A 19,899-nucleotide genomic window follows, 5' to 3' on the forward strand; every position below is an offset into this window, starting at 1 on the left:
ATGATCCTGCTTTCTCTTTGAGTGGCGTAGGGTCTAGAGGTTTGCTGTCTGCTGTGAACTGTCAACTTTTCAGTTCAGATGGCCTGCTCGTCTTTTCTGCAACCCTACACTCAGGGAAGGCTCTTGGCAGAGTTGACTGCAGCGTAAGCATCCACGAGGCCAGAACCACAGCCCACATTGCAAGTGGTGCTGGTGATGGGACGGGCCGTGTTTTTCAGGATGCTTTCCACCTGTGCAGGGGTGATGGTGGGTTTCACGGCGTACATCAGGCTGACCAGACCTGCAACATGGGGGGTGGCCATGCTGGTGCCCTGATAGAAGGTGTAGTTGTAGCTGGAACCGGTGCTGTTCAGCAGGGTGGAGAGGATGCCATCCACATAACCGTCACCATCACGGTCAATCTGACCGTTGGCGTCATCGGTTTCACCACCGGGAGCAGCCACATCCACCACAGAGCCGTAGTTGGAGTACCAAGCGCGTCCACCATCTTTGCGGGTGGCAGCAATGGTCACCACGTTGGCACAGTTGGCAGGCACAGCACCCGAGGCGGTTTTGTTGTCATTTCCTGCTGCAATCACCACAGTCACGCCTCTGGCCACAGCTGCATTGATGGCGTTCTGGTAGGTGGAAGGGCATGCAGAGCCGGTGTATGCCCCGAGGCTCATGTTGATCACTTTGGCAGGGTTGGGGTTGGTGGGAACACCCGTCACCGCAATGCCTGCAGCCCAGCGGATGGCATCTGCAATGTCAGTCGTGCTGCCTCCACATTTGCCCAGAACGCGCAAGGCACTGATTCTGGCATTCCAGTTGACCCCAGCCACACCCACACCGTTGTTGGTGGCTGCACCGATGGTTCCAGCCACGTGGGTGCCGTGCCATGAGTTGGGGTAAGTCTGACCACTGCACACACCGCCATCGCCCACGTCGGTGGGATCGCTGTCCCGTCCGTTGCCGTCTTTGGCAGCTGTGGAACTGGAGATGAAGTCATATCCGGTCACCCAGCGACCAGCCAAATCAGGGTGGTTGGTTTTGCCTGTGTCAATCACGGCCACCACAGGGCTGCCCACTCCAGTGGTCACATTCCAGGCCAGAGGCAGGTTCATCTGGGGCATGTCCCACTGGTAAGTGGCGTAGTAAGGATCGGTGGGAACTGCATTGGCTTTCATGATGAAGTTGGGCTCTGCGTATTCCACATCGCCCTGTGCCTGCAGTTTGGCAATGGCAGCCAGAACAGCTTTTCCAGCACTGGTCTCTGGGGTGGCCACTTCATCAAGACCTTGTTTGCTGAAGCCGTCCAGTTTCAAAACCACTTCTCCACCGCCAAGGGTGCGGTCCACACTGGCTTGAATGCCCATTTTGCTGCTGCCCTGTGCAGAGACACCTTCTTTGAACTTGACAATCACTTCGCCAGGCACGAATTCAGCTTTGCTGTCCAGCGTCATGGCTGGGGCATCCACCACAGGGGTGACAGAACTGGAGCAGGCTGCGAGCAGGGCAGTGAGGACAACAACTCCGACTTGTAACTTGCGCATACAACATCCCTCCCTGTGCCTTCTCAGGCACATTGTTCGAACTCAAACCAGATTGATGAAAAGGGTTATACCGTTCTGCTTGATTGCTGTCAATCAGGTCAGATCTGGGATCGAAGTGTAAGGATATGCATTTTTTGAACTGGGTTTACTCTTATTTTGGATACAAATTCCTGACAATTTCCAGAGATCCATGCAATTCACAGACAAGTCAATGAATATTTATGCATATTTTTTGATGTTTTTGAGGCATGACAACCGAATGAGTTGTATATACAAAATAATTTTTTTACATACCGAAAGAAAATTTTGAATCACTTTTTTCTTCTTCCAAACATCGTTTTCTAGATTGAATATTAGAAAAATACGACATCGCCGCAAATGTCTACATGTTTTCCCTGAGGGGTTTGTACACAGAGAGAACATAAGTATTCACCCTAGTCTTCAAGGGGCATCCAAGAAACCAGAGGAAATTCTTGAAAAAGGAGCAACATCCTGAAACAAGCTATTGATCTGAGGTTTAAACCATATAAAAAATGATCAAAGACTGTTTCGGCCAAACAATTTTAAAAATGGAAATTTTGATGGGTCTGAAGTATATTAAAAGCTTATGTCTGAGCTTGCTTCGGTTCTCACCCATGCTTGGAACCACCGGAAAAACCTGCACTTGCTTCCGGAAACCAACTTTTTCCGGGCATTGCACCTCACGGAAATGCAGGACATGGCTCTGGACGTGGTCGACCGCACAGGCATCCTCAGCCTGTACCGCCACTTTTCTAACCCAGAAGAACAGGTCATTTTTCAAACCCTTCAGGATGTGTTGCCTCTGGACACCCTGTATGTGAAAAGACGGCCTGTGGAAGCCCGACACCTTGCCAACACTTCAAGGGAACACCTCAGTCCACCAGATCCAGTCTGGGGCCCTCCTCAACCCGAGCTGATTGGCGTGGAGCAAAAAGTCCAGTACCTGTTCAGGCCCGGCTCTGACCTGAGCGTGGGGCTCTTTGCAGACATGCGCCTGGCCCGAGAATGGGTCCATCAGCATGCACCTGAAAGGGTGCTCAACACCTTCAGTTACACCTGTGGCTTCGGTCTGAATGCCCGTCTGGGTGGCAGTCAGAAAGTCAAAAATGTGGACGCAAGCCGCAAAGTGCTGGAGTGGGGCAAAGAGAACCACCTGCTCAATGGCCTTGAACCAGACCCTCTGGACTTCATTTATGGAGATGTGCAGGAATGGCTCAGGCGCTTCCACAAACGGGGTGATCTTTTTGATCTGGTCATTCTGGACCCTCCCAGCTTTTCCAGAGGAAAACAGGGCATCTGGCGTGCCGAAACCCACTACGGCAGACTGGTCACAGAAGCCCTACCTGTCCTGAGTCGGGGCGGTCTGCTTCTGGCCTGTTGCAACCACTCGGGTTTGACCTTGCGGGATTTCAAGCAGCAAATCCGCAAAGAAAATCCCCAACTTAAATTTGTCCAGAGCCTTCCTGTGGCACCAGACTTTCCTTTTGAGCAGGAAAGCCACCTGAAAATCACCCTCTGGGGCACCTGACCATTTGAAATCCGCATAACAGTGTGCACAGAGGAGCAGGTTAAACTGTGAGGTATGCAATTGGTACCTCTGACCACCCCCGAAGAAGTCGATGCCTTTCTGACCGAAAACCCCCTCTCTGCTGTGTTCAAAGCAGGCACCTGCCACAAAACCATGCAGGGTTTCAGTGTTGTGGAGCAGTTCCTGAAGCACCACGATCTGCCTGTGGGTTTCATTCGCGTGGTGGAATGGCGTCCCGCCAGCAACCATGTGGCCCAATTGACGGGCATCATCCACCACAGCCCACAGTTCATCCTGTTCAAAGACCAACAAGCGGTCTTCGATGTGGACAACTGGGACATCACCCCTGAAGCTCTGGGGCCGGTGTTCAACCAGTACGTTCCAGAGCGTCAAGACGAAGCAGGCGAAGTCAAAGGGAACCTCACCCCTTACATCGACCTCACCGAGCGCTTCCTGAAAGGCGAACTGAGCCCCCAGATGTATCAGGCTTACTTCACCGAAACTTTCCGCAGAGACGGCTCTTTGCGCTCCAAGCAAGAGTTTGAGCTGCTCAGCCGCATGTTTGGTGATCCTGATGCCTACCACGGAGGCCTGCACTCTCTGGGAGACCCCACCGAAGACGCCACCATGCGTGAACGCGCTCAGGAACTCCTGTCTGACCTCAAAGCTCTGGGCTGATCTTCAAAATCAAATCCCCTCCATACACCATGGAGGGGATTTTTCATTCAAGCCTTCAGTAAAGTCTGCTCAGAACTTCTTCTTTCATGCTGAAGCTGTGCTCTGGTGCAGGGAACACACCTGCTTTGACTTCGGTGACATAGTTCTGGATGGCTTCGGTGCCCAGTTTGGCCATCTGGGCATACTGTTTCACAAACTTGGGTGTAAACCGGTCAAAGAGCCCGAGAAGGTCGTGGTAAACCAACACCTGACCATCGGTGTGGGGTCCGGCACCAATGCCAATGGTGGGCACTTTCAAACGCTCGGTGATGCGCTGGGCCAGAGGAGCGGGAATCGCCTCCAGAACCACCATGAAAGCCCCTGCATCTGCAACCGCCTGCGCATCTTGCATGATCTGTTGGGCATCCTGCACGGTTTTGCCCTGAACCTTGAATCCTCCAAGGTTCACAGCTGTTTGAGGGGTGAGACCCACATGGGCCACCACAGGAATGCCGGAGCGGGAGAGGTGACGGATGATTTCAGTGACTTCTTCTCCACCTTCAATTTTGACGGCATCTGCCCCGGTTTCCCGGATCAGGTGCACGGCATTTCTCAGGGCATCGGTCAAGCCTGTCTGGAAAGTTCCAAAAGGCAAATCCACAACAACAAAGGTCTCTTTTGCCCCTCTTTTGACCGCCCGGGTGTGATGGATCATGTCTTGCATGGTGACAAAAACCGTGGATTCGTAGCCCAAAACCACCATTCCAAGGCTGTCTCCCACCAGAATCACGTCTACACCCGCAGTTTCTGCCATCACGGCACCAGCATAATCGTAAGCGGTGAGCATCACGATTTTCTGTTTTCCCTGCATGGCTGCAAAATCAGGCACTGTGTACTTGGGCATGCCTTTATTTTACGCAGTCCAAAACTGGTGTATCGCTACTGCTGCGCGAAGTACACCAAAAACACCTCCCTTGCGGGAGGTGTACACCTGTTGGAACAGAAATTGGGGTTAAACCGTGCCTTTGACCGCACCGTAGTTGTGCATCACCCAGTAAATCACCCATCCAGTCACAGCCACATAAATCCAGACCGGGACGGTCCATCGGGCCCACATGCGGTGACGTTTAAAGTAGGTGTCCGGACCACGCTCTCTGGAACGTTCCAGACGGCCATCGGCCATTTTTCTGCCTTTCAGGGCATTGATGACCGCCATGATGGCCAGAGGACCGTTGGCAGCAGCCAGAATGCTGTGGGTCACCAGGATGAACAGATACAGATTTTTGTACTGTTCAGGTCCAGCATAAGTCTTGCCTGCACCGAGGGCGAGTTTGGTCAGGTACAGCACCAGAAAAACCACGGCCAGTCCACAAGCCGTCAACATGGCAACCATGTGTTCCTGTTTGCGGTTGGTTTTGATGAAAAAAACACCGAGCACCAGAGCCACACCACTGAGCACGATGAAAATCACTGAAAGATCCGAAATGAGTTCCCCCACTGCTGCAAACCTCCTGAGTTCGACCATCTTACTGTATCCAAAGGACCACCTTTGCAAAAATGGCCTAACATGGAATCTGTGGCCCCAGAAACAAACTGAACCTGTTTCCACCCCACAGATCACCCTCCAGCATAAAAGTTGAAACCACAGATGTTTGAGGACAATTGTCCTGCGTCAACCCCTGTTGGCTGACTAGAATAGAGGATGTTATGCAGCAAGGAATCAAACCCCTCACCCTGGGTCCTGTGCGGATCGACTTCACCACGTTTGCCTGGTTTTTGTTCGGCTACAACGTGCTGGTGATCCTCTGGGGCGCATGGGTTCGCATCACTGGAAGCGGCGCTGGCTGTGGAGACCATTGGCCCGATTGCAACGGGACGATCATCCCGAGGGCCGAGAGTGTAGAAACCATGATCGAATTCGCGCACCGGGTCACCAGCGCCCTCAGCGGGGTGGGTGCGATTGGCCTGGTGGTGTGGGCCTTCAGGGGCTACCCCAGAGCCCATCCTGCCCGTTTCTGGGCAGGACTGCACCTCTTTTTTGTGATTCTGGAAGGTCTGGTTGGAGCACTGCTGGTCAAAAAAGAATGGGTGGGCCAAGACCAATCTCTGGGGCGTGCCCTGTTCATGCCCATCCACATGGCCAACACCCTGATGCTGACAGGCACAGTGGCTCTGACGGCCTTGCGCAGTCAGGTCAAGCCTGCCACCATTCAACCTCTCCCATGGGTCAGATACAGTCTGATTGCGGCTGTGGTTGGGGTGGTCCTGATGGGCATGACTGGAGCTGTGGCTGCTCTGGGCAACACCCTCAATCCAGTGGGTTCTCTGCAGGAAGGGGTTGAACGGGCCTTCAATCCCAGATACTATCTGGACCAACTGAAATTGATGCACCCCACCCTCACCGTTGTGACCAGTGTTTTTCTGGTGATCTGGGCCAGAGCCATGGGCAGCCGTCTGGCCGCTCCTGAAGTCAGGCTCGCTGCCAGTGGACTGCAATTCATCATCTTGATGCAAGTCATTGCTGGAATTTTCAATTATGTCTTGCATGCACCCGGCTGGTTACAGCTTTTGCACTTGCTTTTGGCCTGCATCATGTGGCTAGCGGTGATTCTTCTCGGGTATCATGGCTGGGTGAAGCGTGAGAAGGTAAACCCATGACCCACACCCTGTCAACCCTGGAAAAACCCACCTGGCGTGACTATTTCGCCCTCACCAAACCCAAGGTGAACAGCTTGCTGTTGTTCACCACCATGACGGCCATGATCATGGCTGCCAGAGGGTTCCCCTCCTGGGACCTTTTTCTGGCCGTGTTCATCGGTGGTTACATGAGTGCAGGTGCATCGGGCGTGTTCAACATGATCATTGATCGGGACATCGATCAGCGCATGAAACGCACCAGCACCCGTCCCAGTGCATCAGGCAAAATCAGCACCACCAATGCTTTCATCTTCGGAAGCCTCCTGACCGTGGGCTCATTTCTCTTGCTCTGGCAAGCCGCCAACCTGAACACCGCCCTGCTGGCCATGGCCGGACTGGTGACCTATGTGTTCATTTACACCCTCTGGTTGAAACGGGCCACCTGGCACAACATTGTCATTGGTGGTGCTGCAGGCTGCTTCCCACCTCTGGTGGGTTGGGCTTCGGTCACTGGAGACCTGAACCTGTTCAGCTGGTACCTGTTTTTCATCATCTTCTTCTGGACCCCTGTGCACTTCTGGGCACTGGCCATCATGATCAAAGACGATTACGCTGCCGTGGGCATCCCCATGCTGCCTGTGGTCTACGGAGAACGCATGACCGTGGCCCAAATTGGGCTCTACGCCATCATGACCGCCGTGTTGTCTATGATTCCTTTGCTGCTGGGTGAGGTGCGCTGGATTTACTTCGGAAGCGCACTGGTATTAAATATGATTTTGTTGATGCGCTCTCTGGAGCTGTACCGGAACATCAACCGCAAGCAAGCTGTCTCGTTGTACAAGTACACCCTGCTCTACCTTGCTTTGTTGTTCCTTGCCATGGCCATTGATCGGAGTGTTTTTTGATGGCAGGCCAACCCCAGAGATGGACCCGGCATCTGAAATGCCAGCACTGGCTTTTCGCACAAGTTTCAGTCAAGCGTGAGAAGGGAAAGGAGTGATGTTGAAACCGTTTCAATCGTTCATCTTTGGGCTGGTGGCCCTGACCTCTGCAGCGTACGCGCAGCAGCCTCAGGGAGGTGCCGACCGCTGGATTCACATTCTTGATCCACAGGCACAATCCACCCAAAACATGCAGACCCTGCTGTGGGTCGCAGGCATTTTTTCGTTTCTGGTGCTGGTGGTCACAGGGGGTGCCCTGTGGTGGGTGGTGCAAAAATTCAAAACCCGTCCCGGTGAAAAACCCACCAAGCCCGGTGCAGCCAACGAACCTGCACAGTTCCACGGCAACAACACCCTTGAAGTGGCCCTGATCGGGGTTCCGGTGCTGATCGTGTCTGTGCTGTGTGTGTTCACCGCTCTGGCACTTGCCAAAATCAACCAGAAACCTGCCAACGTGGTGCAAACGGTGCAAGTCAACGGCTGGCAGTTCTGGTGGGACTTTGAATACGAAGGGCAAGGGGTTCGCAACTCCAACGAACTGGTCATTCCTGTGGGTCTGCCTGTAGAACTCAAAGTCAGCGGCAAAGATGTGATCCACTCCTTTGGTGTGGCCAACCTCGGGGGTCGCCGCGATGCATTGCCCGGTCAGACCAACAAACTGATCATCACCGCTGAAAAAGCTGGCATCTATTACGGACAGTGCTTCGAGTTGTGTGGTGCTTCACACGCCAACATGCTGTTCCGTGTGATTGCCTTGCCCAAAGCCCAATACGATGATTGGCTTTCCAAAGCCAAAGCGTACCAAGCACCCAAGCCCACCGATCCTGAACTGGCCCGAGGGGCAGAAGTGTTCCTCGCCAACTGTGCTGGATGCCACGCCATCAAAGGTGTGGCCAATGGTGCACCCAGCTTCCCAGACCTGAGTTACTTTGGCAGCCATGCCACTTATGCTGCAGGCATTTTCCGCAACGTGGAAAACAACAGCGAACTCAGCAAAGAAAAAGGTGACCGTGCCATCAAATTCAACGGTGAAGAACGCCTGGTCACCCTTGAAGACTGGATTCGCAACTCTGCACAGGTCAAACCTGGCAGCCTGATGCCCGCCTTTGATGGAAGCACCTACAAAGTCAAAAACGCAGACACCGGCAAATGGGAAGAGAAGTCCTATGTCAAGCTGAGCGATGCAGACATTCAGGCTGTGGCCAAATACCTGCACAGCCACAAGCTTGAAGGCTTTGACTTCAAAAGCATGGCCGAATTCAACACCGAGAACAAGGACCAATAAGGAGGACATGCAAAAATGGCCGTAAACATACCCTCCTCAGCACAGAACCGCAAACCCGGCTTCTTTGAAGTGCTGTGGGATTACATGACCACCGGAGACCACAAGAAGATCGGCATCATGTACATGCTGACTTCGGTGCTGGGCTTCGCCATCGCTGGACTGCTGGCCGTTGCCATTCGTGTGCAGCTTGCTGTCCCAAACAATGACTTCCTGGTGGGCCAACAGTACAACGAAGTGCTCACCATGCACGGTGCCATCATGTTGTTCTACTTCATCATTCCTTTTGGTCTGGTGGGGTTTGGCAACTACATGCTGCCTTTGCAACTCGGTGAACGCGATGTGGCCCTGCCCCGAGTGAACACCTTTGCTTTCTACCTGTTCCTGTTCAGCCTCATTCTGGTGGCCGTGTCCTTCTTCATTGGTGGACCTGCTGCTGCTGGATGGACCTTCTATTACCCCCTCACCATGAAGAATGCGGTTCCCGGTTCACACGGTGTGGAAGTGCTGATGGTCTCGATTCTGTTGAACGGTATCGCTTCTCTCTTGGGTGCTGCCAACTTTGCTGCCACGGTGATGAACCTGCGCGCCAAAGGCATGGGCGTCTTCAAAATGCCCATGTTCGTGTGGTCCATTCTGGCCACCTCCATCCTGCAGTTGATTGCCCTCTCTGGACTGACTGCTGCAGCCCTCACCACCCTGCTGGAACTGAAACTGGGCATCTCCCTGTTCAACCCTGCCATGGGGGGCGTGCCTGTGCTGTACCAGCAGTTCTTCTGGTTCTACTCTCACCCTGCTGTGTACGTGATGTTGCTGCCTTACCTTGGCATCGCTGCTGAGATTGTGTCTACCTTCAGCCGCAAACCCCTGTTCGGTTACAAGGTGATGGTGTACTCCATCTTGGGCATCGTGCTGGTGGGTCTGATCGTGTGGGTGCACCACATGTTCGCAGTGGGTCTGCCCCAGGGATGGCAAATCTTCTTTGCCATCGCCACCGTGATTGTGGGTGTTCCCACCGGTGTGAAGCTGTTCAACCTGATCGGCACCATGTGGGGCGGTCACTTGCAAATGAAGTCTCCCCTGTACTGGGTGATCGCCTTCATCTTCAACTTCACCATCGGTGGAATCACCGGTGTGGCTCTGGGTCTGATTCCTTTTGACTACGCTGTGACCGACGGTTACTTCGTGGTGGCCCACTTCCACAACGTGCTGATGTTCGGTACCTCTTACCTCGTGATGGCAGGTCTGTACTACTGGTGGCCCAAAATCACCGGTCGCCTGATGAGTGAAAAAATGGGCCTGTGGCACCTGTGGTTGTTCCTGATCGGCTCATGGCTGACCTTCATGCCCCAGTACATTCTGGGTTTCCTGGGCATGCCCCGCCGTTACTACACTTACCCCGAGGGCAACTACCTCTGGAACGAGCTGAACTACGCTTCCACCATTGGTGCCTTCATTCTGCTGATTGGGGGCATCGTGTGGGTGTACAACATGGTCTGGAGCCTGAAAAACGGCCAGAAAGCCAATGACAACCCCTGGGGTGGTTACACCCTCGAATGGTTGACCAGCAGTCCTCCTGCTCCCCACAACCTTGAAGTGGTGCTGCCCACCCATTTTGCCAGCGAGCGTCCCCTGTACGACTGGAAGAAGGCTGGCATCAAGTTTGAGCCTGTGAACATGAAAGATGTTCACCTGCCTCAACCCACCATCTGGCCTTTCATGAGCGCTCTGGGTCTGCTGATTTTCGGTCTGGGTGTCTCTTACAGCTGGTTCAACGGTCCCATCACCGATCCATGGACCATCATGATCTGGGTGGGTCTGGCCTTCACCATTTACTCCATCTTCAAATGGGCAGGCACCCCCGAGTTTGCTGAACCTGCACACCACCATGTGCTGACCAGCGTTCCCAACGGCCCCATGGGCATGTGGTGGTTCATCATTTCCGAAGTCACCCTCTTCGGTGTGCTGATCTCTGGGTACGTTTACCTGCGTCTGGTGGGCAAAGCCGATCCACCCGAGGCCCGTCCTGAAATCTGGCTGGCCGCCCTCAACACATTGATTCTGGTGAGCTCCTCCTTTGTGATCCACAAAGCCGAACAGGATTTTGTGAAAGGCATTTTCTCCAAATTCCGTCTGGGCTTGATGCTGACCATGATTCTGGGCGGCGTGTTCTTCCTGTTCCAGACCTACGAGTTTGTGAAATTCGGACTGGAAGTGGATTACACCCAAAATGTTTGGGCTTCTGCCTTCTTCACCCTGGTGGGTCTGCACGGTTTGCACATCATCATCGGTGGTGTGGGCGTTGCCCTCCCCTACTACCAGGCCCTGACTGGCAAACTGAACCACAAAGAACACGGCAGCCTCACCCCTGCCAGCATGTACTGGCACTTGGTGGACATCGTGTGGTTGGTGATCATCTCGATCTTCTACATCTGGTAAAAACAACACCAGCAAAAAGGACCGGCCATGGCCGGTCCTTTTTTTGTGCTCTCGTGTTATGGAGGGCCAATCAAAGGGCATCAATTGAAAGCGAAGGGTCATTTGACCCGCTCTGGATGTTTGAAGATGGTGCAGTGAGTTCTCCCATGAAGAAAGCCAACCCCACCCTCATCACCCTGATTCTGGGCATTCTGGTATTGCTGGGCATCTGGGCTTACCGTGAATTTGCTCCAGTTCAGCTGCAAGGCACCCCGGTGCAGGCCATGCCCGTCATTCCCGAGATCGAACTGACCGACACCAACGGACAACCCAGAAAAATTCAGGACTCTGAAGGCATCAAACTGGTGTTCTTTGGCTTCACCCGTTGTCCGGACGTTTGCCCGGCCACCATGAGCATCCTCAAGCGGGCTTATGAAGGGGCAGGCAAACCCCAAAACGTCAAAGTGTTTCTGGTCAGTGTGGATCCGGACACAGACACCCCAGAGGTTCTGAAAGCTTACGTTGATAAATTCCAGAGTGACTTTGTGGGTTTGACTGGGGATGCAGACAACATTGCAAAACTGGCCAACGCTTTTTATGTGGGCTTCAATGAAAACCCGGATGGCATTGTCACACACACCGACACAGTGGCCGTTTTGGACGAACAAAACCGCATGCGTCTGATTTACAACCAGGAAAAATTGGGCAAAGGTCTGCTGGATCAGGATCTGCCTGCTCTGGTCAGGGGTTCACTGTGAAAAAACATCTGGCTCTGGGCATCTTCTTGCTGGGTACTGCTCTGGCCCATGGTGGGCATGTGGAATTGCAATCGGCTGCCCTCAAGAAAGTCACTGGGGGGTACGTTCTGGTGGGCAGCATCCAGTACCACGAAAAAGAACTGGTGGTCCTGAGCAGTGCAGTGGTGGCTGGCCAGACCGGGGTTTTGCAAGCCAAAACTTCAAAAGGCTACCAGAGAATTTCCAGACTGCCCATCAACATGGGGACCACCGCATTTGGGACCTCCAGCAACTACCGGATCTTTTTCAAATCGGTTCCGCAGAACAAAAAACTTTACCTGACACTTTTGATGTCAGGCAATGTGCTGGGTCAGGAGATCAAAATTTCAAAGTGATGGTTTTTGGTGACTGGTTTCTCAGTGAGGGGAAAATGTAGAACCCCCGAGTGTACACTCGGGGGGATCCGGTACCCGTTGGGTCTCAGGGTACTGCTTCTGTTAAAACTACCCTGCTCGGGTACCTCCACCAACGCATTTTCTTAACAGTTGGATCACCCCCTTTGTGTGGTAAAACCAGTATACAAAAGCTTTTGAAAAAAAACATTGCATAAGTCACAGTGCTTATTTCACTGTGCACGCGCGACATTCCGGGTTGTAAGCCAGGTCACCAACAGCATCAAAAACAAAAATCCTGCCAGAGCCGTCAAGGTGGTGGGGATGCTGTCATTGCCAGCATTTTTCACAATCCATCCCACCAGAGGGGCTGTCACCACTGGTCCAAAAGCACCCACCATGCTCACAATGGGCGTGAAAATCTGGCTGCGTTCCTTGAGGATTTCACCGAGCCATGCAAGCAAAGTGGGATAAATGGGAGCCAGAAAGAAACCTGTTGCCGTGTAGGCGTAAAGGGCCAGACCGGGATTGTGGGTTCCCAGCAGCATCAGAGTGGCCCCGATGCTGCCCAGCATCACCAGATAACTGGGTCGGAGCCGTGCACTGAGCGGTGCAAAAACCAGCCTGCCCAGAGCCAGAGCACCCCAGTACAGACTGGGTGCCCATCCCACCCAGAAAGCCGAATACAGGCCCGTCAGGTGGGTGACCATCCAGTTGCTCGGACCCACTTCGGCAGACACGTAGGCAAACGTGCTGAGGGCAAACAAGGCAACCACCACCATCAGAGACCCTGCGGGGGCGGCTCTGGGTCTGGGAGGCAACTCCTGTTCCTGCACCCTCAGGCTGAGCAGCACAACCACCACGGCACAGGCACCCAAAATGACAAAGGGCAAACCATACCCTTCAAAAAGGAGAATCAAACGTGGCCCGAGCACGCTTCCAACACCAAAAGTGGCGTTCACAGCATTGAGCACGGGAGCCGCAGCCACCCCATACTGGGACAGAAGGGTGTTCACAGAAGAAGCATGCAGGCCAAAAGCAATCCCAAACCCAAAAGCTGAAAGCAGCAGAATGGTCCATGTGGGGCTGTAGGCCATGCCCAGCAGACCCAGAACCATCAGCAAAGCACTGAACAGCAGGGTCTTTCTGGCTTTCAGGTATCTCAGGGCTGCAATGCTGAGCAGCATTCCCAGAGCAACCCCTGCGAATTGACTGCTCACCACCTGACTGACCACGTCTTGCTTCACTTCATATTGCTGCATGATCACCGAAAAATAAGGACCCAGCAGGGCCTGAACGGCACCCAGCAAAGGAAAAGAAATGCAGGCAACCACAAGCAGTCTGGAAATCTGGGGGGGCAACTGTGCCATAGGGCCGATCATAACACCGTCCACTGAAGATTGTGAGCGTTTCCAGGCAGGCTGTCTGGACTGAGGCCATGTAAAAGAAAGGCCCAAAAGTGGATGTTTTCAGAGGCATCAGAACAACTGCTTCCAGATTTTGCAAGTGGATGTGACAAAATACAGCATGGACAGCAGATATCCCATTGGCCGTTTCATCTCCAGTGCATCCCAGAATCCTGTGGAAGTTCAAAGTTGGATTGACACCATTGCAGCCGCTCCAGCCAAATACCGGGCTCTGGCCGGACAGTTGTCCGAAGCCGCTCTGGACCTGCCTTACCGTGAAGGGGGCTGGACCATCCGTCAGGTGGTGCACCACGTTCCAGACAGCCACGCACAGGCTTACACCCGTTTCAAGCTGGCCCTCACCGAGAACCAGCCCACCATCAAACCTTACGATGAACACGCCTGGGCCCACCTTGCCGACTACAGCCTGCCCGTAGAACCTTCTCTGGTGATGCTGGAAGCCATTCACACCCGCTGGGTGCACCTGCTGCGCAGCCTGACCCCAGAGCAATTTGAACGCACCTTCAAGCACCCCGAGTCGGGTGTATTGCCGCTCTGGCAGGTGGCTGGGCTTTATGCGTGGCACAGCGAGCACCATTTGGCCCACATTGAACAGGCCCTGAAAAACGCTTAAACCTGCAAGAAGAATTTCAGGAATGCAGGGAAACGCTCTGCCCACGCAGATTCATGGTGGAGGTGACCCTGTCCGATCAGAAGTTCCACATCACAGCCTTGCTGGGAGACCAGCAAGGCCAATTGTTTGGCTTGCCGGACCAGCAGGGCTGCCCCTTCGAGGGTGTCGGTTTCCAGATCCCCCATGTCGATGAAGTAACGCACAGCAGGAGGGAGTTTTTGCACCTCCTCGAAGGCCAGATACTCACCGACCCAGAGGGCAGGACTCATGAGGCAAGCCACACCAAAAGCTTCTGGATGGTGCAGGGTGGCATACATGCTGATCAATCCGCCAAGGCTTGATCCACAAATGGCAGTCTGGGCGGTCTCTTTGCTGACCGGAAAGTGCTGCTGGATGTGGGTTTTCAGGGTGGTGGCAATGAACCTGACGTATGCTGTGCCCTGTTCCTGTCCGTTGTGCAGTCTGGAATGGAAAGGCACGTAATACTGGTTGCGTTTCTCAGCAGGGGTCCAGATGCCCACCAGAACCACCGGATGTCCTGCTCGGGCGAAGTGTTCGGCGGTTTCATCGGCCTGCCATTCAAACCCAAAGCTGCTGGTGGCCCGGTCAAAGACATTGTGACCATCATGCAGATACACCACCGGAAACACCCGATCAGGCTCTGTGAAGTGTTGCGGAGGCAAATACACCAGCAACTTCACCTCTGCTTCCAGCTCTGGTGAAAAGAGGGTGTGTTCTTCGATGTGACCCGAGCGGGTGTGTTCAGGGTCCAGAGCGGTCAGGAAGCCCAGAACCTCCCAATTCAGCTCTTGATCCTGTTGGGCCGCAATGGCTCTGGGGTAACGTTTGAGCCCCTCTGGCCCCACTTCTTCCAGTTCTCCTTTGCTGATGCGGCATTCCAGAATTTGACCTTGCAGCATTTCAAACTCCAGCACATATCCAGAGGGGGTCCATGCAAACTCAAATGCCTCTGAGGGCTTCCACTGGCTGAGGGCACTGAGCAAACACACAGGCTGAGCAAGCTTTTCCAATTTCAGGTGAATCTTGATTTTGACCATTTCGGGCGTGAACATGGGAACAGCATACCCTCTGCAAAAGACCATGGAACTTTTCGGCAGGAGCTGCACTCTAAGGGGTACAGAGGTCATGTACGAGCATCTGAGCGATCAACAACTTCTTCCCCTTGCGAGGCGTGACCACCGTGCCTACGAGGCCCTCATGCGCAGACACCTGCCCAGAATGCATGCGGTGGCCTGTGGCATCGTCGGAGAGAGCAACGCTGAAGATGTGCTGCAAGAAGTGCTCTGGAGCACCTACCGCAACCTCAAGAATTTTCGGGGGGATGCAGAGTTTTCAACGTGGGTGTACCGCATCACCATGAACGCCTGTTATCAGGCCCTCAGGAAACCCCAAGCCGACATCACCCCTCTGGACGATCTGGATCCGGCCTCACCACAGAATGTGGCAGCGAACGCAGAACACCAGCAGGTCCGGGATTTGATTCAGGAAGGTTTGCAGTCCCTGCCTGCAGAACAACGGGAAGCCTTCTCTTTGCGGGAATTTCTGGACATGGAGTACCAGCAGATTGCAGATGTGCTCGGGGTGCAACTCGGAACGGTCAAATCCAGAATCAACCGGGCCAAGCAGGCCCTCAAGCAATTTCTCCTCCAGCGTGGAGTGAAACCCTAGGAGCAGGTTATGGACCCGTGGGATGAATTGTTCCAAGAACACCTGAAAGTCAGTGCCCGAGATGTGGAGGCCAGTGAACGTGCCCTGTCCCTGTTCAATGCCCGTTTGAAGGCCCAGAGAAACCGCTTGTGGTACACCTTCAGCGCAGCAGCAGCATGCTTTGCATTGATCGGAGGGGCTTTCATGTATCAACAGCAAACGGCACCTCTGCCCCACACAGTGGCTTACGAGGCTTACAGTCAGGTGAATGGCGCATGGTGAACCCCCTAACCAAAAACAGAATCAAGGGTCTGGTGTTCCTGATGCTGGTCTCTGGCATGGCCCACGCCGCAGACTGGGACACTTTGCTGAAAGCCATGCAAAAAGGCCGAAACTTCATGCCTGCTGGAACAGTGGAGGTGGTGGTGAATTTTCCACCCAGTGCCAACCCTGTGCGCAGCCGCAAAGACCTGCCCCAGTTGAGTTTCCTGCCCGGACTGGTTCGCAAAAATTTTGAACTGGCCTTTGAGGAAAGCCAGATGTTGGCAGGACGCAGCAGCACCATGTACACCCTGTCGCCCAAAAACCGCCTGTCCAATGCATGGACCATCTGGGTCGATGACCTCTGGCAGGTCCCTGTGGCCTACCAGCAACAGGATCTGGAGGGGAATGTGCTCAGGCGTGCAGCCTTCCAGAGCTTCAAAGGCACCCTGACAAGGCTGAAGACCCCCTTCAAGCAGGAGTTGCGGTACAACGCAGCCCTCGAATCCAGCATCCTGAAGGCACTGCCGGGTTTGAAGTTGCCCCAGCCTTACCGGGTGGTGGGTTTGAAAGCCACCCAGTTCCGGGATGTCCAGAGCACCGAAATCTACCTTTCAGATGGCATCAATTTGATTCCTGTGATCATTGCCTCCAAAGGGGTCCAGAAGGCCGAAGGGGTTGCCGTGGTCAAACTGAAACAGCAGTTTGTGTGGGTGGTGGCCAAATTTCCGGACATGGAACTTTTGAACATCATTGAGCATCTGAAAGACATCAGGACCGATCAACTTCCAGACACAGGAGAATGACATGTTGAAACCCCATGCAGGGCCTTTCCGACCAGAGGAAGCGGCCCATCTGCTCAGACGCACCTGTTGGGGTGCACCTCTGGCCCGCGTCCAGCAGGTTGCCGAACAGGGCCTCCAGAAAACCGTGGATGACCTGCTGAACCCCAGAGGGGGCACAGCCCAGAAAAATCCTTTTGATTACCGTGATTCCATCAATCCAGGACGGGGATTTCAACTCACCCAACTGAACTGGCTTTTTGAGATGCTGCACGGACCCCAGCCTTTTCGGGAAAACCTGACCCTGATGTGGCACAACCATTTTGTGGTGGCCACCGACAAGGTGAAATCGGGAGCTGTGCTGACCAGTTATCTGGACACCCTGCGCAAAAATGCTCTGGGCAACTTCACGGAACTCACCCTGTCCGTTTCCAAACACCCGGCCATGCTGCGGTATCTGGACAACGACATGAACGTCAAAGGCCGCCCGAACGAAAACTTTTCCCGAGAACTGCTGGAACTGTTCACAGTGGGCATCGGCAACTACACCGAAAAAGACATTCAGGAGGGGGCCAGAGCCCTCACCGGATGGTCCATCAAACGGGTGGGCAAAGGCACCCCTGAAGAAGGGGCAGAGTTCGTGTACGCCAAAAACAAGCACGACACAGGCACCAAAACCTACCTCGGGAAAACCGGCAACTTCAGTGGTGAGGACATCGTCGAAATGGCCAGTGCCCATCCTGCCACCGCCACCTTCATCAGCAGAAAAATCCTGCGCCATTTTGTATCAGACACCCCCGAGGAGTCGGATGTGCGGGCTCTGGCCGAGACGTTCATCCGCACAAGGGGCGATCTGAAGACCGTGATTCGGGAGGTGCTGCTCAGCGAAGCTTTTTTCAGCCAGAAAGCCAGAGAAAGCCGCATCAAGGGACCCATCGATTACATTGTGGGCACCCTCAGAACCGCCAACACACCACCCGCAGAGAACGACAAGTATTACGAGACCTTGCTGAAAACCCTGGCCCGCCTCGGGCAACTGCCGCTCTCCCCTCCGGATGTGAGCGGATGGCACGGAGGCCGGGACTGGATCAGCGATGCCACCCTGCTCACCCGCATGCGGTTTGCTGCACAGGTCAGCAAGACACTCAAAAACAAAAAAGACCTGCATTTTGCCCTGATGGGCAGAAACAATCCAGCAGTGGAAAACCTGATCCGTGATTTGCCCGCCGACAAACAGGCTTACCTGTTGATGGTCTCGCCCGAGTACCAGTTGGCCTGACCTTTCATCCCTCCCTTTCCACTGCGCTTTCCTCCTTGCAGTGCAGGGAGGCCATCAAGGAGCAACAATGCAAAGACGCGACTTTCTGAAAATGACCAGCATGGCCCTTGCGATCACCTCGGGCATGCCACAATTTCTGGCCAGAGCGGCCACGCAGGCTGGAGGCGAGAAAACCCTGGTGGTGATTCAGCTTTCTGGCGGAAACGACGGCCTGAACACCCTTGTTCCCTATGGCAACGACGCCTACTACGCTGCAAGGCCCAACATCGCCATTCCCAGAAAAGACGTGCTGCCCATCACCGATGTGCTGGGCATGAATCCAAACCTGCGAAGCTTCCTGCCGCTTCTGGAAAATGATGAATTCGCATGGATTGAGAATGTGGGCTACCCCAACCCCAACCGCAGCCACTTTGCCAGCATGGCGATCTGGCACACCGCAGATCCCACAGGGGCCTCCAGAGAAGGCTGGATTGGCCGCATTGCTGAAACCATCGGGGATCCTTTCTGTGCCACCTATTTGGGCGACATTCCCCCTCTGGCCGTGCGCAGCGACACCCTGACCCTGCCTGTGGTGGACGATCCCGACACCTATCAGGTGACCCTCCCCTCTGGCCTTGAAGACGAATACCAGACGCTCCTCAAACTGAGGAGGGGCGGTGAGGCTGCATTCATCCAGCAGAGCACCCTCAACATGCTTCAACACACCAGAGCCACCCAGCAAAACCTCAAAAAGTACCGCACAGGGGCCAAATACCCGGACAACAAGTTTGCCAGCCGTTTGCAGGATCTGGCCAAACTGATTGCCTCGGGCGAGGCAGGACGCATCCTGTACACCTCTCTGGGGGGCTTTGACACCCACGCTGCCCAGAGGGCCGAACAGGATGAATTGCTGACCATCCTCTCTGAAGGGCTGACGGCCTTCCGTGCCGATCTGATGGCGCAGGGTCTGTACGACAAGGTGATGGTGCTGGCGTTCAGTGAGTTCGGCAGACGGGTCCACGAGAACAACTCCGCAGGCACCGACCACGGCAAGGGTGGCGTGATGTTCGCCTTTGGCAAAGGGGTCAAAGGGGGCATCCACGGTGAAAGCCCCGATCTGGAAAACCTCGATGATGGGGATGTGCGCTACAAGGTGGATTTCCGTGGGGTGTATGCCCGCACCCTGAAAAACTGGCTGAACCTCAATCCAGCAGAGGTGCTGGGCAAGGACTTCGATGGCCCGGCGTTCATTTGATCCCTCTGGCCCCTTCCTCCGGTTTTGCTTGCTGATGGGCACCGGGGCTTTGCTGGTGGGCAGTGCTTTTGCCCTGCCCCAATACCGCTTGCAGGCCATCAAGCAATTCCATTACAAAGGCAGTCCCCTCAAGAAAAGCACCATGGGATGCACCTTCTGCCACGTCAAAGATGCTGGAGGTGCACCCTGGAATGCCTTTGGCGAAAACCTCAGGCAGACCCTCAGGGAAAACCCGAGCAGCAGCATGGCAGATGCCCTGTATCTGGTGCTCGCCAAGGACCTCGACAGCGATGATGATGGTTATGGGGATGCTCTGGAGGTGTACGCCCACACCCTGCCCGGTGATCCCAGCAGCAAGCCCACACAAAAGCTGGAAGACCTTCAGGCTGAATTTGTCAAAGCTGGAGGGCTGGAACAGTACCAGGCAGCAGAGAAAAAATAAAGCCAGAAACCCCAGAGGTGAAGTGTTTTTTGCCTCTGGAATGCTTTG

The 19,899-nt window shown here is 54.3% G+C and carries 20 protein-coding genes; 15 read left to right on the forward strand and 5 right to left on the reverse strand.

Going from position 1 to position 19,899, the window contains the following annotated elements; genetic code table 11:
* Window positions 1–110 precede the first annotated feature (110 nt).
* A complete protein-coding gene (locus Q371_RS07710; RefSeq protein ID WP_051963636.1) occupies window positions 111–1,532 on the reverse strand; it encodes a S8 family peptidase in 1,422 nt (473 codons plus the stop codon).
* Between the two features lie 607 nt (window positions 1,533–2,139).
* Between Q371_RS07710 and Q371_RS07715 the strand changes: the two genes are divergently transcribed.
* Complete coding sequence (locus tag Q371_RS07715; RefSeq protein WP_034338424.1) at window positions 2,140–3,081, forward strand: class I SAM-dependent rRNA methyltransferase; 942 nt, start codon at window positions 2,140–2,142, stop codon at window positions 3,079–3,081.
* A 54-nt stretch (window positions 3,082–3,135) separates the two neighbouring features.
* Window positions 3,136–3,759, forward strand: coding sequence for a monothiol bacilliredoxin AbxC (abxC, locus tag Q371_RS07720; protein ID WP_034338428.1), 624 nt, complete (start codon window positions 3,136–3,138; stop codon window positions 3,757–3,759).
* A gap of 55 nt (window positions 3,760–3,814) precedes the next feature.
* On the opposite strand, the gene panB is transcribed toward abxC, so the two are convergent.
* Entirely contained in the window at window positions 3,815–4,642 is an 828-nt protein-coding gene (gene panB / locus Q371_RS07725) for a 3-methyl-2-oxobutanoate hydroxymethyltransferase (RefSeq protein ID WP_034338431.1), read from the reverse strand.
* 108 nt (window positions 4,643–4,750) lie between these two features.
* Window positions 4,751–5,236, reverse strand: a complete 486-nt coding sequence (locus Q371_RS07730) for a DUF420 domain-containing protein (RefSeq protein WP_034338603.1) — start codon at window positions 5,234–5,236, stop codon at window positions 4,751–4,753.
* A gap of 209 nt (window positions 5,237–5,445) precedes the next feature.
* Here Q371_RS07730 and Q371_RS07735 point away from each other — a divergent pair, with 209 nt between their 5' ends.
* The 6 genes from Q371_RS07735 (at window position 5,446) to Q371_RS07760 (ending at window position 12,148) form a co-directional block, all read left to right on the forward strand.
* Window positions 5,446–6,396 carry a COX15/CtaA family protein gene (locus tag Q371_RS07735; protein WP_051963642.1) on the forward strand — a complete coding sequence of 317 codons (951 nt, stop codon included), beginning with the start codon at window positions 5,446–5,448 and terminating at the stop codon, window positions 6,394–6,396.
* Complete coding sequence (locus Q371_RS07740) at window positions 6,393–7,280, forward strand: heme o synthase (RefSeq protein ID WP_034338434.1); 888 nt, start codon at window positions 6,393–6,395, stop codon at window positions 7,278–7,280. The genes Q371_RS07735 and Q371_RS07740 overlap by 4 nt, the downstream gene beginning before the upstream one ends.
* A 94-nt stretch (window positions 7,281–7,374) precedes the next feature.
* Window positions 7,375–8,601 carry a cytochrome c oxidase subunit II gene (gene coxB, locus Q371_RS07745; RefSeq protein ID WP_051963645.1) on the forward strand — a complete coding sequence of 409 codons (1,227 nt, stop codon included), beginning with the start codon at window positions 7,375–7,377 and terminating at the stop codon, window positions 8,599–8,601.
* 15 nt (window positions 8,602–8,616) lie between these two features.
* Complete coding sequence (locus Q371_RS07750; RefSeq protein ID WP_034338437.1) at window positions 8,617–11,037, forward strand: cbb3-type cytochrome c oxidase subunit I; 2,421 nt, start codon at window positions 8,617–8,619, stop codon at window positions 11,035–11,037.
* A 146-nt stretch (window positions 11,038–11,183) separates the two neighbouring features.
* Entirely contained in the window at window positions 11,184–11,774 is a 591-nt protein-coding gene (locus Q371_RS07755; protein ID WP_169743805.1) for an SCO family protein, read from the forward strand.
* Window positions 11,771–12,148, forward strand: a complete 378-nt coding sequence (locus Q371_RS07760; protein ID WP_034338439.1) for a hypothetical protein — start codon at window positions 11,771–11,773, stop codon at window positions 12,146–12,148. The genes Q371_RS07755 and Q371_RS07760 overlap by 4 nt, the downstream gene beginning before the upstream one ends.
* A gap of 230 nt (window positions 12,149–12,378) precedes the next feature.
* On the opposite strand, the gene Q371_RS07765 is transcribed toward Q371_RS07760, so the two are convergent.
* A complete protein-coding gene (locus Q371_RS07765) occupies window positions 12,379–13,515 on the reverse strand; it encodes an MFS transporter (RefSeq protein ID WP_034338441.1) in 1,137 nt (378 codons plus the stop codon).
* A 157-nt stretch (window positions 13,516–13,672) separates the two neighbouring features.
* On the opposite strand from Q371_RS07765, the gene Q371_RS07770 reads away from it, so the two are divergent.
* Complete coding sequence (locus Q371_RS07770) at window positions 13,673–14,185, forward strand: YfiT family bacillithiol transferase (protein WP_034338614.1); 513 nt, start codon at window positions 13,673–13,675, stop codon at window positions 14,183–14,185.
* Here Q371_RS07770 and Q371_RS07775 read toward each other — a convergent pair.
* On the reverse strand, window positions 14,182–15,258 hold the full coding sequence (locus tag Q371_RS07775; protein WP_034338444.1) for an alpha/beta hydrolase: 1,077 nt from the start codon (window positions 15,256–15,258) through the stop codon (window positions 14,182–14,184). The two genes, Q371_RS07770 and Q371_RS07775, sit on opposite strands and share 4 nt — an antisense overlap.
* Before the next feature lie 73 nt (window positions 15,259–15,331).
* On the opposite strand from Q371_RS07775, the gene Q371_RS07780 reads away from it, so the two are divergent.
* The 6 genes from Q371_RS07780 (at window position 15,332) to Q371_RS07805 (ending at window position 19,851) form a co-directional block, all read left to right on the forward strand.
* A complete protein-coding gene (locus tag Q371_RS07780; RefSeq protein WP_034338447.1) occupies window positions 15,332–15,874 on the forward strand; it encodes an RNA polymerase sigma factor in 543 nt (180 codons plus the stop codon).
* Window positions 15,875–15,883: 9 nt separating this feature from the next.
* Complete coding sequence (locus tag Q371_RS07785; protein WP_034338450.1) at window positions 15,884–16,135, forward strand: hypothetical protein; 252 nt, start codon at window positions 15,884–15,886, stop codon at window positions 16,133–16,135.
* Window positions 16,129–16,920 carry a hypothetical protein gene (locus tag Q371_RS07790; protein ID WP_034338455.1) on the forward strand — a complete coding sequence of 264 codons (792 nt, stop codon included), beginning with the start codon at window positions 16,129–16,131 and terminating at the stop codon, window positions 16,918–16,920. The genes Q371_RS07785 and Q371_RS07790 overlap by 7 nt, the downstream gene beginning before the upstream one ends.
* A gap of 1 nt (window position 16,921) precedes the next feature.
* Window positions 16,922–18,175: a DUF1800 domain-containing protein gene (locus Q371_RS07795; protein ID WP_034338458.1), complete on the forward strand. Its 1,254-nt coding sequence runs from the start codon at window positions 16,922–16,924 to the stop codon at window positions 18,173–18,175.
* 67 nt (window positions 18,176–18,242) lie between these two features.
* Window positions 18,243–19,409 carry a DUF1501 domain-containing protein gene (locus Q371_RS07800; protein WP_034338461.1) on the forward strand — a complete coding sequence of 389 codons (1,167 nt, stop codon included), beginning with the start codon at window positions 18,243–18,245 and terminating at the stop codon, window positions 19,407–19,409.
* Complete coding sequence (locus tag Q371_RS07805) at window positions 19,390–19,851, forward strand: hypothetical protein (protein WP_245618277.1); 462 nt, start codon at window positions 19,390–19,392, stop codon at window positions 19,849–19,851. Before Q371_RS07800 ends, Q371_RS07805 begins: the two co-directional genes overlap by 20 nt.
* Window positions 19,852–19,899: the final 48 nt, after the last annotated feature.

The organism is Deinococcus misasensis DSM 22328 (assembly GCF_000745915.1).
GTDB lineage: Bacteria > Deinococcota > Deinococci > Deinococcales > Deinococcaceae > Deinococcus_C > Deinococcus_C misasensis.

What these genes read in the sequence shown, in the direction of transcription:
- Q371_RS07710 (WP_051963636.1), bottom strand. Translation starts at nt 1,532, where the DNA reads ATGCGCAAGTTACAAGTCGGAGTTGTTGTCCTCACTGCCCTGCTCGCA.
- Q371_RS07715 (WP_034338424.1), top strand. Translation starts at nt 2,140, where the DNA reads ATGTCTGAGCTTGCTTCGGTTCTCACCCATGCTTGGAACCACCGGAAA.
- abxC (WP_034338428.1), top strand. Translation starts at nt 3,136, where the DNA reads ATGCAATTGGTACCTCTGACCACCCCCGAAGAAGTCGATGCCTTTCTG.
- panB (WP_034338431.1), bottom strand. Translation starts at nt 4,642, where the DNA reads ATGCCCAAGTACACAGTGCCTGATTTTGCAGCCATGCAGGGAAAACAG.
- Q371_RS07735 (WP_051963642.1), top strand. Translation starts at nt 5,446, where the DNA reads ATGCAGCAAGGAATCAAACCCCTCACCCTGGGTCCTGTGCGGATCGAC.
- Q371_RS07740 (WP_034338434.1), top strand. Translation starts at nt 6,393, where the DNA reads ATGACCCACACCCTGTCAACCCTGGAAAAACCCACCTGGCGTGACTAT.
- coxB (WP_051963645.1), top strand. Translation starts at nt 7,375, where the DNA reads ATGTTGAAACCGTTTCAATCGTTCATCTTTGGGCTGGTGGCCCTGACC.
- Q371_RS07750 (WP_034338437.1), top strand. Translation starts at nt 8,617, where the DNA reads ATGGCCGTAAACATACCCTCCTCAGCACAGAACCGCAAACCCGGCTTC.
- Q371_RS07755 (WP_169743805.1), top strand. Translation starts at nt 11,184, where the DNA reads ATGAAGAAAGCCAACCCCACCCTCATCACCCTGATTCTGGGCATTCTG.
- Q371_RS07765 (WP_034338441.1), bottom strand. Translation starts at nt 13,515, where the DNA reads ATGGCACAGTTGCCCCCCCAGATTTCCAGACTGCTTGTGGTTGCCTGC.
- Q371_RS07770 (WP_034338614.1), top strand. Translation starts at nt 13,673, where the DNA reads ATGGACAGCAGATATCCCATTGGCCGTTTCATCTCCAGTGCATCCCAG.
- Q371_RS07775 (WP_034338444.1), bottom strand. Translation starts at nt 15,258, where the DNA reads ATGTTCACGCCCGAAATGGTCAAAATCAAGATTCACCTGAAATTGGAA.
- Q371_RS07780 (WP_034338447.1), top strand. Translation starts at nt 15,332, where the DNA reads ATGTACGAGCATCTGAGCGATCAACAACTTCTTCCCCTTGCGAGGCGT.
- Q371_RS07785 (WP_034338450.1), top strand. Translation starts at nt 15,884, where the DNA reads ATGGACCCGTGGGATGAATTGTTCCAAGAACACCTGAAAGTCAGTGCC.
- Q371_RS07790 (WP_034338455.1), top strand. Translation starts at nt 16,129, where the DNA reads ATGGTGAACCCCCTAACCAAAAACAGAATCAAGGGTCTGGTGTTCCTG.
- Q371_RS07795 (WP_034338458.1), top strand. Translation starts at nt 16,922, where the DNA reads ATGTTGAAACCCCATGCAGGGCCTTTCCGACCAGAGGAAGCGGCCCAT.
- Q371_RS07800 (WP_034338461.1), top strand. Translation starts at nt 18,243, where the DNA reads ATGCAAAGACGCGACTTTCTGAAAATGACCAGCATGGCCCTTGCGATC.
- Q371_RS07805 (WP_245618277.1), top strand. Translation starts at nt 19,390, where the DNA reads ATGGCCCGGCGTTCATTTGATCCCTCTGGCCCCTTCCTCCGGTTTTGC.